The sequence below is a fragment of the Paenibacillus sp. FSL W7-1287 genome, from assembly GCF_038004245.1.
GTDB lineage: Bacteria > Bacillota > Bacilli > Paenibacillales > Paenibacillaceae > Pristimantibacillus > Pristimantibacillus camelliae.
In genome coordinates this window covers 1,494,683-1,515,209 of sequence record NZ_JBBORD010000001.1, presented here as the reverse complement: position 1 = coordinate 1,515,209, position 20,527 = coordinate 1,494,683, and the positions used below count along the sequence as shown (strand labels likewise).

Genomic DNA, 20,527 nt, shown 5'->3' with positions numbered 1-20,527 from the left:
ATTAGCTGGTGAAGCAATTATTCCAGCGTATAGCCTTCTAGCGGTGTCTTGCGAATAAATGTGCCATCTACATAATCAGCCAAGTATCGCTTGCCGAACATCAAATCATACTGCACCTTAAGGTAATCATCTACCAATGACTTGGAGTGCTCAGGTACTTTGTTATACAACTGGCTCTCTGCATCAACATAGAGTGCTCCTGTCATGGCGGGAAGCTTCTTTGCCAGCATGGAGCCAAGCGCAAACTGCGCAGGCTTGCCCATATGGAGCTCATCCAGGATGACGGACCCGAGGAAGGAATAGCTCAATGCGGGATACATTTGTTTTTCCATTGGCATGTTTGACCAGGTGACGAATGGAATGCTTCGCATCCGCTGCCATTCCTCAAGCGACCATTCCCAAGCGCTAGGGCTGGAAATGAGTCCCCCTTGCAAATAGACGGAATATTGCTCGCCCAGCATAGGCAAATGATCGCCATAGAAAATAATTACGGTCGGCTCTCCTGATTGCTCAAAATGAGTAATTAAATCTCCCAGCGCTTTATCGGCATCGCGCACACCTTGAGTGTATGTTTGCAAAATCTGAGCTGCCTCTTCTGTCAGTTCCCCCGAAACCTGCACCTCATGATCCTGATAGCGCGGTTTGCTGTATGGTCCGTGATTTTGCATCGTAACAGCATAAATAAACATCGGTCTGTCGGAAGCTGAAACCTCCTCGATAATGCTCTTTGTCACTTCCTCATCTGAAATATAAGCGCCTTTGAACTGAGGATTGTCAAAGCCTGTCTTGCTCTTATAGCGCTCAAAGCCAAACGACTTGTACACCCGATTGCGGCTCCAAAACCAGCCGTCATACGGATGAATCCCCATGCTGTAATAACCTTGGTCTTCAAAATAGGAGGCCAGTGTCGGCAGTGAATCGCCTACATGCTGCTGATAAGGCACCGCCCCTTGCGGCAGCAGACTCATCGACAGGCCGGTCAGCACCTCAAACTCGACATTGCTTGTCCCGCCGCCGAATTGCGGCGACAGCAGATACCCTGAGGTGAACTGCTGCTGCAAACCTCGTACAGTCGGAATCGGGTCCTCACTGAAGGACACATTGGGCAGCAGCATCGGGTCCCAGAAGGCTTCATTCATAATGAAAATAACATTCGGCATAACTTCAGCACGGCCACTCGCCGACGAATTATCTTGCACACCGTTAGCCGACTGGGCGCGATCCTGTTGAATGGTGACTATGCTGTCTGCAATTCGGGCAAGCTCCTCCTTGCTGTAGCCCTCGGGCCGTTCAATAATTGTATGCTTTACATTCATGATAAAAGCAGCTGCCAGCCCGTTATCGGTGTAAGTTTTGTTCTGATTCCAGACGGTTTCCTTATAACCAAGCTCCTTAGCCAGCTTGCCAGCCCATGTTGACTGCACACCTGCTGCATACAGTACATATATAGACAACAGGCCGAACATAAGCCGCACCAGCAGCGGCAGCGAAAGCTTTGGCACAATGATGCGCAGAAGAAAAATGCAGATGATACACAGTAATATGATCAGCAGCTTGGAGGCTGCCGAGAAGCTGGAGATGTAAGGGAAAATATTAAGTCCTTCTTTTCTCAGCATCAAATCCCAAGGGAAGAACGGTTCTCCAATGAGCGAGGACTTGAAGTAGCTGGTCAAGGCTGCCAGCGTCAAAAGCAGAGCCGATAGACCAGCAGCAACCACAAATCGACCGACAAGCGCATAGACCAAAATAAATAAAGTTATATAAATACCATAATTGAACATTGAGATGGTGGTGTTCTTCAGCATCCATTCAAACGCGCTGATCAGAGAGCCACGCTGCAACATCTCCGTCCACAGCACTAAACCAATCGGCAGCAACAGCGTCATGCCTGTTATACTACTGTATTTTCGCAGCGGACTTCCCTCTAAAATTCGCTGTAGCCCAGCTCGCCAGGCAATAATGCGTGCAGTAAATATCATTGCGCATCACCTGCCTTGCCTGAGGGAGAGGGCGCACTTGATCCATACTCCGAATAGTTAGCATAATTTCTCAGTATATCATCAATAATCAAATACACTTCTCCGTTTGTCAGAGATGTCCTATCATCGATGGCAGCCAATGTTTCGCCGGCAAGCCATTTTTTATCAACAAAATGCTCCACTGTTCCTTTGTGCTGATCCAATCCCATCGAAGCAGATATAATATGTATGGCGCGTTCCAGAGATAGCGGACTGCTCTTCATGTCCTCTTCAACAATATCATTTACACCCACAGCAGCATCCCCGGCAAATTTCTCAGGTACGGCTTGGCGCAATTTAGGCGTTTGCCCTAGCAGGCGCATCGGATTCGATGGCTCGTCCAGCTTGAAGCCTTCATTATTATAACTGCCGGTCGTAATTAACAAGCTTATCGCTGTCAGCAGACCGCGCGCCGCTTTATGCTTCAGGTAGTACGGAGTCGGAAACTTGTTCATCTTTAGATCAACGCCTTGCTCTGTAAGCAGGTTACGCAGTTTGTCCATATACTACTGAGACTTCGACATTTCTCGAACAGTGATGACTTCATTAATCGACATTGCTGCGGCTGCTCCTGCCGCCTGGCCTGTCGCCATTCCGAGTGGCACGACCCGCGCGCTGCCGTGAGCCATTGATTGAAAGCTTGCCGAACGGCCCACAACAAGCAGATCATCAACCTTCAATGGAACAAGCGAGCGGAACGGCACACCGTATTGCATCGGCTTCATCAGAATATATCCGGCATCCTTGCTGCCTGTACTGTGCAGATCGACCTGGTAGGAGCCATAAGCAATAGCATCATAATGATCGCGATTTTCCATCAGGTCACGGATCGAAAGAACATATTCGCCTACAATATGGCGGCTTTCCCGAACGTATAGCTCTTCTGCTACACCTGCAAATTCCACTGCTTCGAATTCTTTAACAGTTTGTTTCATATAGTCAATAAATCGCGGCGCTTCTTGTTTGCCGATCTCATAGCCTTCCTTGCGCGACTCCGGATCAAGCGGGTCAACACCGAACACCATCATTGCATTAATTAGCGCTGTACCATCAGCCTGCCTACCAATGTTGAGCGATCTTACACGCACCCGGTCCGGGTCAGTAGCAACGTATCCTACAGCTTCTGGAAACCCCCAAATGCTTGTCCCGAACTGACCGCTGCCCTTGCGCTTGCCAAAGGCTGTCCAAACTTCATCAGTAATGCCTTTAATTTTTATAACCAGTGTTACAGCAGTTTTTGATTCTTTATCGCCCATATCCTCACGCCCTGTCATATATGGCGCTCCTGCTGCTGCAGCAATATCCGCGTCCTGCGTAGCATCAATTACGACCTTGGACCGAATGCGAGTTTTACTGTTGTCCTTGCTGACAACGTCAAGTCCGCTCACCTTTAACATCGAGTCGTTAGCTTCAACCACTGGTTGCATCTCGGAGACGTTCAGCATCAGATCGATATTTGGTTCGTCCTTCACCATCTTGAAGAACACATTCGCCGCTGTTTGCGTATCGAAGGATGTGCCTTCGAGCTGATCGAACCATTCGCGGAACAATCCTTCGTTGAGAAACTTCAGTTTAGTGGAAAACGACGGTTGTGACGGTGAATTATTAAGATCAAGCGTATTTAACCCTCCCAAAGTAAACAAGCCGCCCAGTCGGTCGCGATCTCGTCCATCGATCAGCAGTACCTTCATGCCGTTGCGGGCTGCTGAGATGGCAGCCATCACGCCTTCCGGGTCAGTTCCGGCAACAATCACATCATACTCTTCTTTTTCTGCCTTCGTATGTTGACCAACATCCATCGATACCGTTTGATTACTGCTCTTATTCTCAGACTTATCATTAATCACCAACATAATAGCAACAATAATGATAAACAAGAAAATACATAATAGTCTTAGTCCAAGCTTTGTTTTCATCGTTAACAGCTCTCCTTCAATTGTTTACATGAGTCCAATTGTAGAGAGCTGTGTTTAATTACTATTGTCAGATCGCTGTATAGCAGCTGAATAAATGCTTAACATTTACTTAATAAATAGATGTGAAAACTTCAGCTTTCGCTAGTGGGTAATAATCCTCAGAGTAACCATCAAGTTCCTCCTTATCTAGCTTCCTCTCAATAAATACGATCCTTGTTGGTAGAAAACGTGAGCCTATTTCACGGTCAATATCGTCATAAAGTATACTTTTCTCGTTTGTAAACTACAACCTTATAAAAAAAGACTTCACCTAGTCGGAACTAAGTGAAGTCTTCATATTTACTATTCTTTTACCCAAACCATCATTTCACCTTCACCGCGATTGGCCCACGTGTAATAAGGGATAAAGGTTAGCTTCTTAGGCTTTTGTTGAAGCTCTACGTTCGCTGCATATAGGTCATCATTCCATGTCTCTATATCTTCGATAACCCCGTCAGCCTCAATCGTAACGACTCCGCCAGCTAGCTGTTCATTGAACTTTAGCTCCAGCGCTGCGTCCTTAGGCAAGCGGACATGCTGCAAGTTTGCGCCATTATCTGCTTCCTCCATGCAATATACGATCGGTCCGCGCTGCAAAGCTACTTTGCCAGCGTTCGCTCTTATGCTCGGATGACTCTTCATACGTTTAATGGATAGATCCAGCTCCAGCTTGATCGTATCTCCATTGCTCCATTCTCTATCGATGACAGCATAGCCATCCTTCATTATAGCTGCAAGCTCTATTTCCTTGCCGTTTACCAGGATCTTCGCCTGCTCGGACCAGCTCGGAATGCGTACTGCTATACCGAAGCGAGCTGCTGCATCTAGCTGGATCTCATAGGATACGTTACCCTTCCACGGCAGCTCAGAGGTTTGAGTAATCTCTACGCTTGCACCATTTAACTCAACCTTAGTCTTCCCTCCAATAAATAGATGGGAATAGATCGTGTTGTCACGAACAGAATATAGGTAGTCTCCTAGAGAAGATAGCAAGCGCGCCAAGTTTGGAGGACAGCAGGCACAGCCATACCACTCTGGACGTACTGGCTTGATATGGTTATAGTTATGATTCTTTCTATGACATTGCGAAGGGAAAACCTCAAGCGGATTCACATAGAAGAAATGCTTTCCATCTAGCGCCATTCCCGAAATAACGGTATTGTAAAGCGCGCGCTCCATCACATCAGCATAGTGTGCATGTGGCTCGAGCTGCAGCATGCGCTGTGCTGAAAAGATTAATCCTATCGAAGCACATGTCTCCGCATATACAGTATCGTTTGGCAGGTCATAGTCAAATGAGAAGGCTTCCCCATGTACCATAGAACCAATTCCGCCCGTTATATACATCTGCTTGCTAACAATGTTATTCCACAATGTGCGACTTGCATCAAGCAGCGTTTTATCATTCGTTTCTCTAGCAATATCGATCATACCGGAAAGCATATAAACGACACGCACCGCATGACCTATTGCCTCAGACTGCTCTCTTACCGGCTTATGAGCCTGAAAATACGAGTGATCGATATGTATCCGGCCTTTATGCCATATACTCGTCCAGCCACGCTTTTCTGCTTCTTCCTCGAAGAACTTGTTCGTACCACGCTTATCAATAAAATATTTACTTAGATTAAGGTAGGACACATTATTCGTAGCATGATACAGCTTCACAAGTGCAAGCTCGATCTCCTGGTGACCGTCATAGCCTTGAATTTGGTCTGGTCCATCACCAAATACTTCAGCGATATGATCTGCCAATCGACATACAATATCAAGCAGCTTCGTCTTTCCTGTCGCATCATAATATGCGACCGCTGCTTCAATCATATGACCAGCAGTGTACAGCTCATGCGCCTCTGTAAGGTTCGTCCACTTTTCGTCAGGTGCCTTAATCGTGAAGTACGTATTCAGGTAGCCGTCTGGCTCCTGTGCCTTCTCTATAATATCAATCATCTCATCCGCAATAGCTTCAAGCTCAGCATTGGGCTGCTTCATTAACAAATAGGCAACCGCTTCTAACCATTTGGCAACGTCTGTATCCTGGAACACGAAGCCATAAAACTCGCCCTCGGCTAATCCCGCTGCAATTTTAAAGTTTTGTACCGCGTGACTCTTCTCAGCGCCCTCAACGCGGTCATTGATTGCCTCCCATTGATAAGGAACAACAACGTCTCGAACGAGCTGTGTATACTGACTCCAGAATGGATCATTCAGTTCAACCTGCTTCATTGAGACAAATTTAGATGGATTAATCGTTGCGACCATATTATCCCTCCTGCTTAAATTTCACACTTACTAATGTTATTGTATGTGTTAATATACTAGTAAATCGATACAAAATATCAACTAAAACTTATAATATCTCACACATACAGGAGGGTGTTATCATGAAGGAGCCTGCCTATATTTATTTTAATAGTCCGCCTTCCCCTTACTACTTAGAAAGTGGATTTTCAGACTACCAAATCGGAGATTCCCATCCGAATCGACACCGCATTAATTTATTCGATCTTATTATTGTACGAGACGGCTGTTTACACTTAGCGGAGGAGGACAACAGCTGGCGGCTTGAAGCAGGTGAAACGCTCATCCTCCTTCCCGACCGCCACCACTACAGCGTGGAGCCGGTTAAAGAGGCTACCTCCTTCTACTGGATCCACTTCCAAACGGTGAATGAATGGATCGAAACGGAGCAAATTCATTATAAATTTCAAGTCGAAGCCCACCAGGAATGCTTCAATCCATCCCCATATACAATGCAGCTTCCTAAGTCTATGAAGCTAAGCTTTCCACAGCAGGCTTATCAGCTAATTGAGCAGATGAACGAAGCAAGCAAGCACGTGGAACCTAAAGCCTATTGGCAAAAGCAGTATGCCTTTGAGGAGCTGCTGCGGATGATGGACGCGAAGCAGAATCAAGCTCAAACTAGCAGCATCGTTCGGCTCGCGGAGCAAGTCGAGCACTATCTTCGCAATCATTATGAGCAGCAAATTACGAATCAATCATTGTCGCATGCCTTTAATTATCACTACAATTACATCACAAGAGCACTTAAGCAGGTTTATGGCTATACCCCTAACGAATATGTGACGAAGCTTCGCTTAGACCAAGCCAAAACGATGCTTCTGAACACGCATGCCACGATCTCCGATATTGCAAGCTCAGTTGGCTTTGAGAATGTACCTTACTTTGCAAACTGCTTTCAAAAGCATGTTGGCATATCGCCTTCAGGCTTCCGCAAAAAATATTACGATTAAATAACTACAGCCCAATGGTTAGTGTGTGAACTAACCATTGGGCTGTAAGCTGTCATTCTTAGTCTAACCATCGCTAATTGACGTGCATTAACTTAAATAACCGCCCCTATGGGCGGTTATTTTTTGTGAATGATCAGCATCGGAATGAACTTAGCAATAATCAAAAAAATCCCCTTCTGCATGAACGAACAGGCAGCATAACATCGTATCACCGCTGCTTATTCATGTTTTATGCATAAGGAGATTCTCGATTAATATATACATGCTTAAAGCAGCTATCTCACTGCTATCTTGTCATCATACTCATTCGTTTAGCTGCGCTTTGCATAATCGGAGCATATTCACGCATACTTTCCAGCGTCAGCCTACCCGATGGTCCAGATACAGCCAGTGCAGCTATAATCTGTCCTTCCCGATCAAATATCGGTACCGATACAGCCGCAACTCCGCTTTCTCGTTCCTCAAAGCTAACGGCATATCCAAGCTCTAGCACATCACAGAGCTCACTTTGATAGGTATCCATCGTAAGCTGGTCTCTTAGCTGCCACGTCGGATGCTGCCATATTTCCTGCTGTTCCTCTTGGCTCGCATAGGCAATAAGCACCTTACTTGATGCCCCTGCATATAAAGGAAAACGAGCACCAACAGGCGCTACTCTACGAACAGGCTCATTGCTTTGAACTGATTGAATTCGAATCCGTTCTACTCCAGAGCGAACATAGATGCTGATCGTTTCTCCAAGTTGATCACGCAATCTTTCCATTTCCTTCTGCCACATCATGGATTGATCATTCGTCGCTGAAAGAACTGCTGACAGCTCCCACACCATTAGTCCGAGCTGATACCGATCTGTTGCAGCATCTCGTTCGATAAAGCCTTTTTCTTCCAACGTCGCTAACATGCGATGTACGGTGCTTTTATGTAAACCGACCTGTTGAGCTAGTTCTGTCATAGCCCAGCTTGGACGAATCGTGAAGCATATCAAAATATCGAGCGCTCTTTCTACCGATCGAACGGTATTTTTTCCTTCATCCATGAGCATCCCTCCTACATTTATTGTATCACGCATATTCGGTAACTAACAGTATATTGTTTCATACAATAAAACTAATTTCAAATTCAATGATAACACTTCTCATTTATATTTGTAAGACTCTCTATCTATAAGACTAATTTTATGAGAAAAGTTCCAGTTGACAGTCGAAACTTGTCGGCTTAGCATTAAATTAAACTGCTGATAAAGAGGTGAGTCAACATGAGTCGTGCACCACTGCAAACCAATACACCCATACCTAGCTTCAAGACGACGCGTAAATCTAAGCTGACTCATTTCTCCGTGGCGAGCACCGTATCCTTGCTTGCTTTTATCAGCATTATCGTCATCGTTAGTCATGCGATCATCGCATGGAATCTTGCATTCCCTTACGTCCCTCCACTGGAAAGCAACCCTAGTGATAAAAAGGATTTAAGCTATGAGGTAATCGTCTATCCAAGTCGTAGCGGCAACACAACCGTAGACAGCTGGTTCATCCCTGCTAGGTCAGCAGCATCAGGTGAGGAGTCTGGGCAAACGATCATACTATCACATGGCTACGGGGCTAACCGCGAGGAAAGCTGGGTTCCCATGTACGACTTAGCAGAGCTAATGCACGAGCTTGGCTATAACGTCATCATGTTCGATTATGGCTACGCCTCTAAAAGCTACAGCGCACCCGCAACTTGGGGCTCTGAAGAAAAAAATCAATTGCTGGCTGCTGTTGATTACGCTAAGGAGCGAGGAGCCGATCGAATCATTGTATGGGGCTTTTCGATGGGCGGCGGAACCGCGCTACAGGCTGCGTTAGAAACAGAGCATATTGACGGACTTATATTAGACAGCTTATTTTTACCAAGTCCTGAAACGCTATATACGAATATCAAACAATACATTGGTCTTCCTAAATATCCGACGACCTCCATTATTGGCAAGCTGCTTCCACTTTGGACGAATCATAGCTTTTCGAACACTCCAGCAGAAACTATACTGGAAACAACCTATGATATACCACTGTTTATTATTCACGGTACAGCGGATAATAAGGCGGATGTATACATCGCTGAACGTATAGCTGCCAATCAGACCCTACATCAATCAAGACTTTGGGTTATTGAGGGCGGCATGCATGAGCTGCTATTTCGTAAAGATCCTAATCAGTATATGAAAAACATTTCGCAGTTTATAAGCTCATTCTAATGATAAACTAGCAAACTAGCAGGAAATCCACTGGATTTTCTGCTTTTCTTTTTGTAAATTATTGGGTATAATTCAAGCTACAGCTGATTCATCTATGAATTCAGCTGTGATAGACGAGATGAGTTAAACGAGACGAGTTAGATGAGATGAGACAAGGAGAGATGTAAGATGAATAATGAAACTTTGTATGATCAGCAAGGTGTAGCTATGACCTGTCGTTCCTTCAAGGAATATTGTCGTATGTTTTTACTTGAAGATGAGCTCCCTCGCCACGGCAGAATTTTAGACGTAGCTTCAGGCGCTTCTTCCTTTACCTCTGAGCTATGTGAGCGAGGCTATGAAGCGTATGCTTGTGACCCGCTTTACAAGCTCACACCTGATGCGATGCAGAAGCATGGCCTAGCAGAGCATGAGCTTGCTTCCGCCAAGCTAGCAGCGAAGCAGCATGCCTTCGTATGGAAGGATTATGCCTCACTTCAGGAGCATGATGAGCTGCGACAAGCGTCACTGCAGCAGTTTATTGCACATTACCGGAACAACAGTGCTCATTCCCGCTATGTGGTTGGAGCATTGCCTAAGCTGCCTTTTCCCGATCACACCTTCGAGCTTGTATGCTGTAATCACTTTCTGTTTTTATATCAGGAGCAATTTGATGAGAATTTTCATCTAGAAGCGCTGCTGGAGATGTTAAGAGTAACGAAGCAGGGCGGACGCATTGTCGTTTACCCGTTAGTCGGCTTTCGCAATGAGATATATCCGAAGCTGCCACTGCTCATTGAAAGGCTGCAGGAGCAGCACGCTGAAGTAAGGCTGAGAAGCACCACTTTTCGCTTCCTCCCCGCAGCCGATCAATTTCTAGAAATCATTAAGCGATAACGCAAGGCGCAGAGTTGGCCTCTACAATCCAAAGTGGAAAGTAGAAGCCGACTCTGCGCCCTTTTGTATATTGCAGCGTATCAATTTGCTGTAAAGCCAAGCTCTACTAGCTTGTCACGAGCGACCTCTCTATCGTCAAAATGCGTTTTCTCCGTTCCGATAATCTGGTAGGTTTCATGACCTTTTCCGGCAATAACAATAATGTCACCCTCGCCCGCTCCCTCAATGGCGCGCTCAATCGCTTCCTTGCGATCGACAATCACCGTATAATGCTCAGCTGATAAATGTCCTGTCATATCATCTAGTATTGCCGAAGGGTCCTCTGTACGCGGGTTATCAGACGTAAAGTATACCTGATCTGCGAGGTCCATCGCGATGTCAGCCATGATCGGACGCTTCGTGCGATCTCGATCTCCGCCGCAGCCAACGATACATATGAGCTTGCGAGGCTCTAGCTGGCGTGCCGTAGTTAGCGCATTTTCCAGGCTATCTGGTGTGTGTGCATAATCAACCACAATCGCAAACGGCTGTCCTTGCTGCACCGCTTCGAATCGTCCTGCTACGCCCTTCACACTCTCTATCGCTTCCTTAATCTGAGCTAGCGTCAATCCTTCTGGCAGCACTGCACTAATCGCTGCTAATAGATTGTAGACGTTGAACTTTCCAATAAGCGAGGTCTGCAGCGTTGTTGAGCCGATTGGCGTCTCTAGCGTAAAGCTTGTTCCTGAGGCGGTGATAACAATATTCGTCGCACGAACTAGCGCTTTCTCATTTAAGCCGTATGTGATTAGCTGGGCACTCGTACCTTGCGCGTAGGCTTCGCTCCATGGATCATCTGCATTCAGCACCGCATACTTCGGCTCGTCATACGTATTACCAAGCTGAGCAAACAACAAGCCTTTAGCTTGCCCATAGGCATTCATTGTCTTGTGATAATCGAGATGATCCTGTGTCAAATTCGTAAATACAGCAGTCTTGAACTTGCAGCCATGCACTCGTCCAAGATGTAGCGCATGAGAGGATACCTCCATCACGCCATATTCCACATCAGCCTTCACCATGTCGTTAAAATAACGCTGCAGGTCATAGCAAAGCGGTGTTGTCAGCTTTGCCTCCTCCTGATAGCCTGGGTATCTAATCTCAATCGTTCCGATCACACCAGTAGGATGCTGATGGTAAGTAAGTAAATGCTCAATCAAATTCGTCGTTGTCGTCTTACCGTTTGTTCCAGTGACACCTATGAGTTTAAGCTTAGATGTTGGTGAATTGTAAAAACGATCAACGATAACTGATGCTGCTCTTGTTGTGCTCGGCACTTGAACATAGGTAATGCCCTCAGCTAGCTCTACGTCCTGCTCGACGACGATGACCTTTGCACCTCGCTCGATTGCCTGCGGAATGTAGTCATGACCATCCATATTCGCACCCTTCGTACAAACAAACATATACCCTTCTTCGATGACTCGCGAATCATTATGAATGCCGGCCACCTCGACCTCCGTATTTCCGGTGACCTTCGCGAACAATAATGGCTTTATCAACTCAATTAATTTCATAGATAACACTCCTTTAGCTTTCTGCTGAGCTTATATCCATACCCATTTTACTCTGTATCTCATGCTATGCGTGCTTATATGCCATATACACAAAAAATTGCGACTGATTAGATGTTTTCTACCTACTCGCCATTATACTCTAATTTTTTTCGAGTATACAGTTTACGTTTAACGCAGAAATCGAGCATCCTGCTTAAGTAAAAAAGACGATCAGCTGCTAGCTAGCAACCGACCGTCTTCTTATGTGAAACATTTATTTAATTAGCTGCATAAATTCAGAGCGAAGCGCTGCGTCATGCTTGTACAACCCACGAGCAGCAGTCGTAATCGTCAAACTTCCAGGCTTCTTAACACCACGTGCGCACATGCACAGATGCTCACCCTCAACCACGACAAACACCCCTTGCGGATCAAGCTCTTCATCAAGTACATTCGCAATCGTAGAAGTAATACGCTCTTGTACCTGCAAACGACGAGAGACAGCTTCTACAAGACGAGCAAGCTTGCTTAGACCAACAATTTTACCACTTGGTAAATATCCGATGTGTACCTTTCCGAAAAACGGAGCCATATGATGCTCGCATTGACTGTAATAAACAATGTCTTTAACGATAACGAGCTCTTCATGGTTTTCATCAAATACAACACCGAGCACTTCTCGCGGTTCTACCTCGTAGCCTGCAAAAATCTCCTCATACATGCGTGTGACGCGAGCTGGAGTTTCAATAAGGCCCTCGCGCTCTACATCCTCACCAATTAGCTTCAGTATTTCCTTTATATGATCCTCTATTTTTTCTCGGTTGCTGGAAACCTGGGAATTGACGTAATCCTTCTTACCCGCCATCCTGTAAGTTCGCTCCCTCCTGTTCCTCGCTTCTATCTACGAGGAGACTTCTTCTGGTTTTTCATCATTTGCTGAGCTTTTTGCATTTGCTTGCTGTTTAAATTATAGCCCATCGATTTCGCCATTTTTTGCATCATCTCAGGATTCATATTAGCAAGCTGCTTCTGCATCATCTCAGGATTGTTCTGCATATTTTCAATCTGCTTGCGCAGGTAGAATACTCCGATCGCAAATCCACCAATCAACCCTACTACAAGCGTTACAATAGGAATTACTACATCATACCACGCCATTGTTTCACCTTGACCTTTCAATTATACAATGATAGCTTGACATCCCAGTATCATACCATGAAGCGGCTATTTTAGCAACGAATGACCATGCTATTCTGTTGCTTCCAGCTGCACCAGCGCTTCTTGAATGCTCTCTATGACAAGGTCAACTTGTTCACGTGCCAATGCCGATTGAAGCGCCTCCGAAGCAGCATCCGTGCCTATTCTGCCTAAAGCCCACGCTGCTGTAGCTCGCAGCACCTCTCTAGAATCGTTCTGTAGCACTTCTCTTAACGCCGGAATGGCAGTGACATCCTTGAAGTTGCCCAGAGCAATAACGGCGTTGCGCTGAATAGGCTTCTTACCACGCCATGCACCCGACACATGTCCGAATTGTTGCTTAAACTCCTTGTTGCTAAGTGACAACAGCGGAATAAGCAGCGGCTTAGCAAGCTCTGGATCTGGCTGCAGATCCTCATGCTGGGTCCAGTTTTTCCCTCTATTAATCGGGCAAACGATTTGGCAGGTGTCACAGCCATATAAGCGATTGCCGATTTTGCGCATATACTCATCACTTAGCATCGTTTTCGTTTGCGTTAAGAAGGAGACACATTTCTGTGCATCGAGCTCTCCAGGACCTACAAGCGCGCCTGTTGGGCAAGCGTCGATGCATTTCGTGCAGCTGCCGCACTGCTCCGTTACCTGCTCATCTGGCTCTAACGGCAGATTCGTAATCATTTCCCCAAGATAAATCCACGAGCCTAGCTCTGGATTAATAATGGAGCAGTTTTTTGCACTAAAGCCTATCCCTGCTCGCTCCGCAACCGCTCGATCAGACAGCTCTCCCGTATCTACCATGCTTTCCGCTCGTAGCTCTGGCACACGCTCACGCAGCCATTGCTCCAGCTTGCTTAGTCGATCTCGCAGCACATGATGATAATCATTGCCCCAGGAAGCTCGCGCAAATATGCCGCGTCTAGCACCTTCGACGGACTTTGGAGCATTCTCCAGCTTCGTGGAATAGGCAACAGCAATCGAGATGATGGACTTCGGTCGATCGAATAATAGGGACGGGTTCGTCCGGCGCTCAATATCCTTTGGCTCAAAGCCAGACTCCCTGCCTAGTGCTCGGTGACGAATTAATCGCTCCTTTAACGTAACAAAAGGATCCGGCGACGCCACACCTATGGCGTCAATGCCTAAATCCTTTGCTGCTTCCTTCATATCTTGCTTTAATTGTTTCCATTGATCTATTGTCATCATCGATAACCTTTAATAGCGGCACGAGCCAACTCATCACAGCGATTGTTGTACTCGTTGTCGCTATGCCCTTTTACTTTCACATATTGTACCTGATGCTGCTTCATCAAGCCCCATAGCTGCTTCCAAAGATCTTGATTCTCGACAGGCTCCTTCTTGCTATTAACCCAACCGTTACGAAGCCACCCATAGATCCAGCCCTTTTGGAAGCAGTTCACGACATAAGCAGAATCGCTATAAACCTTAACGTGGCATGGCTCCTTCAAAATTTCTAGTGCTTTGATGACAGCCATAATTTCCATCCGGTTATTTGTCGTTGCTCGTTCTCCACCGCTAAGCTCCTTGACATGCTTGCCGTAAAAAAGCATCGCCCCATAGCCACCTGGACCAGGATTACCTGAGCAAGCACCGTCTGTATAGATCGTTACTTCCTTCACGCTTTTGCCTCCAATTAAAACCACTTAAACTCTGATAACGGCCATATCACACCATCGATACGACCAATAATTTCATCCTCATCTATAGGTCCGAAGCTACGGCTGTCATTACTCATCATGAGCTTTCGATTGTCGCCCATAACAAAGTACTGTCCATCGGGTACGGTAACATTAACAACATCCCGTCCTTCTATCACTGAATCCGTGTATTCCTCTTCAAGCATCTCTCCGTTGCGATAGAGCTCGCCATCTCTTATCTCAATATGGTCGCCGCCAACACCAACGATACGCTTCACAAAATATTTATTGTCTTTCTCCACCGCACGATTAGGATTATTAAGCACGACAACATCGCCAAATTTCGGCTTGCCGATCAAATATACAATTTTATTAGAAAAAAGCCACTGTCTGTCTGATAACGTGGGCTCCATCGATCTGCCGCTTACAATCGCCGGCGAGAATAAAAATGCTTGTACTAAAAATACAATAACGAAAGAAATAGCAATCGTCTTAACCCAATCCCATAACTCTGAAAGCATCAACTTACCCCTCTCCATTTAACTCCATCCATTTATTATAGTAATAATTAACTTGCTGTTCATGAAATGGAGCCTCTCCCTGTTCAATGCGCTGCAACAGCTCATGCAAGCCAGCTTGTACTCTCTCCTCCACAATATGCGGGTAATGATAGAGCTGCTTATGCTGCTCATATTCGTCCTCATCGACAACGACACATCTGCCGTCTAGCGTCAGCAGCACATCAAGATCATAGTCAATATACGTAATCGTACCTTGCGTATAATAAGGCGGGGAAGCAATATTGCAATAGTACCGTATACCGCTCTCCTCCAGCAATGCAACAACGTTATACCAGCATCCCGGTATGAAAAATGATACAGCCGGCACGCGGCTAACCCATTGCTTGCCGTTGGCTTCAACGATTGGTGTTTGTTGATTCACAATAACAATCATATGCTCCTGCTGATGCGGCGCTAGTAGTTCGGCATGCGGAACGAGCCAATTTTGCTGCCAGACGCGATGCACATGTCCATCATGCTTAAAGCTTTTAATTACACATTGCTCAAATGGCTTCATTCTGCATGCCTCCCTTCATTGTTGCCTATTATTATACAATACGAAGTAGGCTGCTGTCTCTTTTTCCCTATAATTGTTAATGCTGAAGAACAACCCGCTCTTCCTCACCATCTATTGTAATTATGAATTGTATGATTTCATTTTCATCATAAAAATACGTCGAGCTTTTTCCTTCTGTTCTATCTCCTATAAGCTTAACATCCGCTTTAATATTAGAGTGCTCACTTATTATTTCATAAGTAATGACATTATTCTTCGGAATCGTCTGACCAACATAAATGAGCTGCCAGTTAACGTCATAGTTTTCACCTTTAGGTGATGTAGAAATCGTATAGGTCGCTCGCCAGTTCTGACTTTCTCCTCTGTAAATAACTTCATTATCCTTCGCTGCGCACCCTAGCAACGATATAATGATAAAAATGAATAGAAGAAAGCAGCTCATATTCCTAATCATGATGACACATCCTTTCATCTATCCCCTCTTCGGTATACGAAATGAAACCGACGTACCTTTTCCTTCTTCACTCTTCATGGTGAGCCCACACCCATATTCTCGCTTCAACCGCCGATCAGTGTTTAGCAAGCCAATTCCTTTATGATTAGCTGCTTGATCCAGCAATCCGTCTAAAGTCGCTTTACTGATCCCAAGTCCATTATCCTCTACCGTTACGGAGACACAATCACCGTGATCTGCAATGCTTATCGTTATCCTGCCTCCAGAGACTCGTTTCAGTATGCCATGTGATATGGCATTCTCTACAATTGGCTGAATGGTCAACGGAGGAATGTTTATGTCAATCGATTCATCCACTTGCCATATTACCTGTATTCGATTGCCAAAGCGTCTCTGCTGGATGGAGAGATAAGCTCGAACAAGCTCAAGCTCAATATTGATAGGAGCCAATCCCTCAGAATTTTGAAAGTCGATACTCAGCCTTACATATTGGGATAGCTCATCAATCAGATGATCCATCTGATCCAGATCAATTCTGCCAAGCGCGGCAATAGAATGAAAGGTATTTATCATAAAATGCGGCTTGATTTGTGCTTGCAGCCAAGCTGCTTCCATACGCATTTTTTCACTCGTCGACCGTTTCATATGTATAAGTGATTTCACTCGAGAGACAAGCTCTATCGCATTCATCGGCTTCGCAACATAGTCATTCGCTCCCACGCGAAAGCCAGCTTCAATCCCTTCCTCTTGGTTATATGCGGTTAATAGCAGAATAGGAAGCTCTGACATCGTGTACCTCTCTCTAATGCGAGCAGTTAATTCATAGCCAGACATCCGTGGCATCATCACATCAGCAATAACCAGATCCCAGTTACCTTTATTGAGCAACGCTAAAGCATCTTCTCCATTCGTTACGCTGTACACCTTGTAAGGGACCAATGAAAAAATACTTTCAAGCACCTTTAAGTTGACAGGATCATCATCAACGGCCAATATTCGAATATTGTTCTGATGGTTGCCGGCACTTTGGTTCTCGATGCTCAATTGCGGACTAGTAAGCTCTGTAGAGACCTCGATTTGATACTTGTCTACAGCAGCTTCAAAGCCTGCTGCGGTCTCTTCCAGCTGGTTGCTGGGAGATAATCTAAGTGAAAATGAAAAAACTGAACCTTCTCCTAACGTTGAGTCTACCTTCAGCTCTCCACCATGGATTTCAACTAGCTGCTTACAAATGCTTAAGCCAATTCCTAAACCTTCCTCTTGCTGTACACGAGAGGCTTGCTTTCCTTTATAGGGTTCAAATATACGATCTACATACTCCTCCTCGATGCCTACTCCGTCATCCCTCACGGATATTGTTGCCCACTTGTCTGTAGCAACTGCATGAATGGAAACCTCACCGACATATGTAAATTTAACCGCATTATGAATAAGGTTGAATAAAATCTGATACAGCTTTTGTTCATCTGCAAGAACGTTTGGAAAATTAGCCGGTATGTGATTAACTAGTCGCAGTTTTTTAGCGTCCGCCATTAACCGGAGCATGTCCACCACGGATTCCGCGATGCTATGAACGGATGTCTCCTTTAACTCGATGGCATCTCGCTTTACATACCCTCTCTCCAATTCTAGCAATTCATTCAATATGAGGGACATTCGACGTCCGACCGTTACTAATAGCTTTAGATCACGATCGCTTTGCTCGTTCAGATTACTACTCTCTCTATCAATTACACTTTGGGATATATTCATTATGCTATGAAGTGGATTTTTCATCTCATGCGCAACCGTAACTAAAAATCTATCTTTGTTTCTATCCGCTTGTTGAAGCTCTGCCATCATTTGTTCGGTTTGATCAAGTGCTAGAAAATATTGTTTTATAAAGTACATGGAATAACAGACAACTGCAATGAGGAGATCAAATGGATAGGATTTAAATTGGATATTAAAGATCTCGATAATCATGAGCCAAATTAAACTGTACACTGCTGCTAGCGTTCCGAAATACAGAAATAAATGATCCCGGTTCAACCGGCTAATCGTTTTGGCAGCATACAAGATGGCTACTAAACATGGTCCTAACGCGATAAAGCAGTTGACATGTGTTATGGGTATAATGAACCGAAGGGGGGCCACGACAGATAACAATCCTAATATCCCCATAAGCTTCACATATCGGCCATACCAACGAACTTGCAGCAATTTTGGAAGATGCCCTCTGGTAAGCTTTAGCATCAAATATCCACCAGCAATCAAACCTACATTAATTGCTCTGTAGCTCGACTCAAAATTCATATCAAGCCAAACAGATAATAACCTTTCTGTAAGTAACGTAATAAAAATAACGATGCCAATCATTAAAGAAAAATATAACAGGCGATTGTCTCGTCTATTACGAAAGCCCATAATATAAATGATAAGCGCATAAAGGGCATTAACTAAGTAAATCGCACAGGCGAATAGAACGACAGCTAAATCAATCGTTAAGCTTTTTTCAATATTCTGTTCAGTCCCAAAGATTGGTGATGCAATCAACCCACCATATAAAAAATCATCAAAATTGGTTACATGAATAACGAGTTCTATCTCCTCCAACTTATCGATTTCTAAATGAACAGTAAAGGGAGCATTCCTCGGTTGACTTTCCTGCTTATTGACAGCAACTTTACCTAATTTATATACCAGTTCACCATTAATAAACACTTCCGCTGCACTACCGATTTTAGGAAAATGGATAGAATATCGTTCTTCTTGATTGGGATCCAGCTTAATCCTCATTCGGTACGTACCATATCCGTGCTTATCTGAAGATTTATCCGTAAAGCTCCATGTACCAGGAACTGAAATAAATTCGTTAGCAGGTACAATGGAAGAGACATCTGTTATCTCATTATACAGAAAAACCCCAGGTAAAAATTGCCATTCTCCCTCTAAAGAAACGATGTGATCAGATAAATGGCTCCAGCCTTTAAGATCCAATACACCTCGATTGACCTTTGGGTGTTCCGGTGTTGTGAACGAATAAAACCATACAAAACGAAAAACAGAAAGCACTAGTAAAAACATTACGGTTAAACTTACGAATCTTTTCATCCGTATCTTATCTAATTTTTTCAAAGCGGTATCCTGAATTCCTTTCCTATTTTACGTAGCTTGCTTTTCCTTCCAGCGCTCATACCATTTCTGTACCTCAGCGCTAGGTGAGACATTAAATTGGTTCTTCAGCATCTCTGTCATCTTATGATATTGATACTCAACCTGATAGCGATTAGAAAGTTTATTATATAGCTTCATCAACATTAGATAACTGACTTCTGCATAAGGATATAGCTCCTGAATTTTATGATATACGGTAATGGCTTCGTTAAATTCTCCTACCGATGTATAATAATCTGCAAGCTTCTTGGAATGACCAAACCAGAGTGATCTAATTCTCTCTCTTTCAGCCTCTGACCAGGTATAGTCCGTTTCCGCTAAATATTCTCCCTGATACAAATAAATCAGCTTTTTATGCATAGGTATCGTCCCGCTATTAATCGGGGGAAGCTCTTTTAAACCATTTTCCCATTCATCTACATCAAGCCGCACGCCGTTCAAATCCAATATGTACCCATCTTCATAATTTAATATTTTTATATTAAAGCCTATGGACTCTAGTGCTTTACGAATATGATAAATCGTTGAGTATAAGTGCGTAAAAGCTTTATCCCAGTTCATTTCAGGCCAAAATGTGTCAATGATAACCTCCTTACGAATAAGCTTTTGCCGATGTTGAAGTAGAAATAAAAATAACTCCTTGGTCTTGCTTGTTCTCCAGCGGACATTAAGCTTCTGCTCCCCATCACCGATAAAATTGAGAGATTTGAAGCAGCATACCCTTTGCTCGTGAGAAGTATGGGCACTAACTGGGCGCGTGTCTCTTAGGCGACTGATTGTTTTCAATAATCGATCTCGCATGATCGGCTTAAGAAGGTAGTCAAGTGCATTAATCTCAAAGGCTTTAATGGCATAATTGCTATAAGCCGTAATAAATACAATATGAACCGACGAATTGAAGTTCTGGATTTTTTCAGCTAGTTCTATCCCATTTATTTCAGGCATTTCGATATCGAGAAAAACGATATCCGGTTGTTCTTTCTTTATTGCATCTAGCGCTCGATGAGGATCTATGAATGTCCCGATCAACTGTACACCTTCAATTTCCTCTATTAATTTTTCCATACGAGCAAGTGCTAGCTGTTCATCGTCAACAACAATAACCTTCATAAAACTT

Annotated in this window: 18 protein-coding genes; 3 read left to right on the top strand and 15 right to left on the bottom strand. The window is 44.5% G+C overall.

Annotated features, from left to right (window positions below; translation table 11 throughout):
• Positions 1-17 precede the first annotated feature (17 nt).
• The 4 genes from NSQ99_RS06835 to NSQ99_RS06820 all read right to left on the bottom strand — a co-directional run bounded on the left by NSQ99_RS06835 (position 18) and on the right by NSQ99_RS06820 (position 6,235).
• Positions 18-1,979 (bottom strand): LTA synthase family protein, encoded by a 1,962-nt coding sequence (locus tag NSQ99_RS06835; protein ID WP_340835869.1) that lies wholly within the window; start codon positions 1,977-1,979, stop codon positions 18-20.
• Positions 1,976-2,521, bottom strand: coding sequence for a hypothetical protein (locus NSQ99_RS06830; RefSeq protein WP_340835868.1), 546 nt, complete (start codon positions 2,519-2,521; stop codon positions 1,976-1,978). Before NSQ99_RS06830 ends, NSQ99_RS06835 begins: the two co-directional genes overlap by 4 nt.
• A 3-nt stretch (positions 2,522-2,524) precedes the next feature.
• A complete protein-coding gene (locus NSQ99_RS06825) occupies positions 2,525-3,934 on the bottom strand; it encodes an FAD-dependent oxidoreductase (RefSeq protein ID WP_340835867.1) in 1,410 nt (469 codons plus the stop codon).
• Positions 3,935-4,276: 342 nt separating this feature from the next.
• Positions 4,277-6,235: a glycoside hydrolase family 127 protein gene (locus NSQ99_RS06820; RefSeq protein ID WP_340835866.1), complete on the bottom strand. Its 1,959-nt coding sequence runs from the start codon at positions 6,233-6,235 to the stop codon at positions 4,277-4,279.
• A gap of 122 nt (positions 6,236-6,357) precedes the next feature.
• Between NSQ99_RS06820 and NSQ99_RS06815 the strand changes: the two genes are divergently transcribed.
• Positions 6,358-7,227: a helix-turn-helix domain-containing protein gene (locus NSQ99_RS06815; protein ID WP_251669784.1), complete on the top strand. Its 870-nt coding sequence runs from the start codon at positions 6,358-6,360 to the stop codon at positions 7,225-7,227.
• A gap of 286 nt (positions 7,228-7,513) precedes the next feature.
• On the opposite strand, the gene NSQ99_RS06810 is transcribed toward NSQ99_RS06815, so the two are convergent.
• The gene (locus NSQ99_RS06810; protein ID WP_251669788.1) at positions 7,514-8,263 is read right to left on the bottom strand and encodes an IclR family transcriptional regulator; all 750 of its coding nucleotides are present in this window, start codon (positions 8,261-8,263) and stop codon (positions 7,514-7,516) included.
• 219 nt (positions 8,264-8,482) lie between these two features.
• On the opposite strand from NSQ99_RS06810, the gene NSQ99_RS06805 reads away from it, so the two are divergent.
• Positions 8,483-9,460, top strand: a complete 978-nt coding sequence (locus tag NSQ99_RS06805; protein ID WP_340835864.1) for an alpha/beta hydrolase — start codon at positions 8,483-8,485, stop codon at positions 9,458-9,460.
• A gap of 168 nt (positions 9,461-9,628) precedes the next feature.
• The gene (locus NSQ99_RS06800; protein ID WP_340835863.1) at positions 9,629-10,336 is read left to right on the top strand and encodes a class I SAM-dependent methyltransferase; all 708 of its coding nucleotides are present in this window, start codon (positions 9,629-9,631) and stop codon (positions 10,334-10,336) included.
• A gap of 80 nt (positions 10,337-10,416) precedes the next feature.
• Here the strand turns inward: NSQ99_RS06800 and NSQ99_RS06795 are convergent, their stop codons facing one another.
• From NSQ99_RS06795 to NSQ99_RS06750, 10 genes are all read right to left on the bottom strand, one after another.
• Entirely contained in the window at positions 10,417-11,892 is a 1,476-nt protein-coding gene (locus tag NSQ99_RS06795; RefSeq protein ID WP_340835862.1) for a UDP-N-acetylmuramoyl-L-alanyl-D-glutamate--2,6-diaminopimelate ligase, read from the bottom strand.
• Positions 11,893-12,145: 253 nt separating this feature from the next.
• On the bottom strand, positions 12,146-12,736 hold the full coding sequence (folE, locus tag NSQ99_RS06790) for a GTP cyclohydrolase I FolE (RefSeq protein ID WP_251669796.1): 591 nt from the start codon (positions 12,734-12,736) through the stop codon (positions 12,146-12,148).
• 32 nt (positions 12,737-12,768) lie between these two features.
• Positions 12,769-13,029, bottom strand: a complete 261-nt coding sequence (locus NSQ99_RS06785; RefSeq protein WP_251669797.1) for a YneF family protein — start codon at positions 13,027-13,029, stop codon at positions 12,769-12,771.
• 90 nt (positions 13,030-13,119) lie between these two features.
• Positions 13,120-14,271: a tRNA epoxyqueuosine(34) reductase QueG gene (gene queG / locus NSQ99_RS06780; RefSeq protein ID WP_340835861.1), complete on the bottom strand. Its 1,152-nt coding sequence runs from the start codon at positions 14,269-14,271 to the stop codon at positions 13,120-13,122.
• Positions 14,268-14,705, bottom strand: coding sequence for a ribonuclease HI (gene rnhA, locus NSQ99_RS06775; protein ID WP_251669801.1), 438 nt, complete (start codon positions 14,703-14,705; stop codon positions 14,268-14,270). The genes queG and rnhA overlap by 4 nt, the downstream gene beginning before the upstream one ends.
• A 14-nt stretch (positions 14,706-14,719) precedes the next feature.
• Entirely contained in the window at positions 14,720-15,244 is a 525-nt protein-coding gene (gene lepB, locus NSQ99_RS06770) for a signal peptidase I (RefSeq protein ID WP_251669802.1), read from the bottom strand.
• A 4-nt stretch (positions 15,245-15,248) separates the two neighbouring features.
• A complete protein-coding gene (locus tag NSQ99_RS06765; protein ID WP_251669803.1) occupies positions 15,249-15,800 on the bottom strand; it encodes a DUF402 domain-containing protein in 552 nt (183 codons plus the stop codon).
• Positions 15,801-15,876: 76 nt separating this feature from the next.
• Positions 15,877-16,254, bottom strand: coding sequence for a hypothetical protein (locus NSQ99_RS06760; RefSeq protein WP_340835860.1), 378 nt, complete (start codon positions 16,252-16,254; stop codon positions 15,877-15,879).
• A gap of 18 nt (positions 16,255-16,272) precedes the next feature.
• On the bottom strand, positions 16,273-19,371 hold the full coding sequence (locus NSQ99_RS06755; protein ID WP_340835859.1) for an ATP-binding protein: 3,099 nt from the start codon (positions 19,369-19,371) through the stop codon (positions 16,273-16,275).
• A 27-nt stretch (positions 19,372-19,398) separates the two neighbouring features.
• On the bottom strand, positions 19,399-20,520 hold the full coding sequence (locus tag NSQ99_RS06750; RefSeq protein WP_251669808.1) for a response regulator: 1,122 nt from the start codon (positions 20,518-20,520) through the stop codon (positions 19,399-19,401).
• Positions 20,521-20,527: the final 7 nt, after the last annotated feature.

Excerpts from the sequence above, each read along its gene's own strand:
- NSQ99_RS06815 (WP_251669784.1), top strand. The coding sequence starts at position 6,358 with ATGAAGGAGCCTGCCTATATTTATTTTAATAGTCCGCCTTCCCCTTAC.
- NSQ99_RS06810 (WP_251669788.1), bottom strand. The coding sequence starts at position 8,263 with ATGGATGAAGGAAAAAATACCGTTCGATCGGTAGAAAGAGCGCTCGAT.
- NSQ99_RS06760 (WP_340835860.1), bottom strand. The coding sequence starts at position 16,254 with ATGATTAGGAATATGAGCTGCTTTCTTCTATTCATTTTTATCATTATA.
- NSQ99_RS06795 (WP_340835862.1), bottom strand. The coding sequence starts at position 11,892 with ATGAAATTAATTGAGTTGATAAAGCCATTATTGTTCGCGAAGGTCACC.
- NSQ99_RS06820 (WP_340835866.1), bottom strand. The coding sequence starts at position 6,235 with ATGGTCGCAACGATTAATCCATCTAAATTTGTCTCAATGAAGCAGGTT.
- NSQ99_RS06805 (WP_340835864.1), top strand. The coding sequence starts at position 8,483 with ATGAGTCGTGCACCACTGCAAACCAATACACCCATACCTAGCTTCAAG.
- NSQ99_RS06765 (WP_251669803.1), bottom strand. The coding sequence starts at position 15,800 with ATGAAGCCATTTGAGCAATGTGTAATTAAAAGCTTTAAGCATGATGGA.
- NSQ99_RS06835 (WP_340835869.1), bottom strand. The coding sequence starts at position 1,979 with ATGATATTTACTGCACGCATTATTGCCTGGCGAGCTGGGCTACAGCGA.
- NSQ99_RS06750 (WP_251669808.1), bottom strand. The coding sequence starts at position 20,520 with ATGAAGGTTATTGTTGTTGACGATGAACAGCTAGCACTTGCTCGTATG.
- folE (WP_251669796.1), bottom strand. The coding sequence starts at position 12,736 with ATGGCGGGTAAGAAGGATTACGTCAATTCCCAGGTTTCCAGCAACCGA.
- NSQ99_RS06785 (WP_251669797.1), bottom strand. The coding sequence starts at position 13,029 with ATGGCGTGGTATGATGTAGTAATTCCTATTGTAACGCTTGTAGTAGGG.
- queG (WP_340835861.1), bottom strand. The coding sequence starts at position 14,271 with ATGATGACAATAGATCAATGGAAACAATTAAAGCAAGATATGAAGGAA.
- NSQ99_RS06800 (WP_340835863.1), top strand. The coding sequence starts at position 9,629 with ATGAATAATGAAACTTTGTATGATCAGCAAGGTGTAGCTATGACCTGT.
- NSQ99_RS06830 (WP_340835868.1), bottom strand. The coding sequence starts at position 2,521 with ATGGACAAACTGCGTAACCTGCTTACAGAGCAAGGCGTTGATCTAAAG.
- NSQ99_RS06825 (WP_340835867.1), bottom strand. The coding sequence starts at position 3,934 with ATGAAAACAAAGCTTGGACTAAGACTATTATGTATTTTCTTGTTTATC.
- lepB (WP_251669802.1), bottom strand. The coding sequence starts at position 15,244 with ATGCTTTCAGAGTTATGGGATTGGGTTAAGACGATTGCTATTTCTTTC.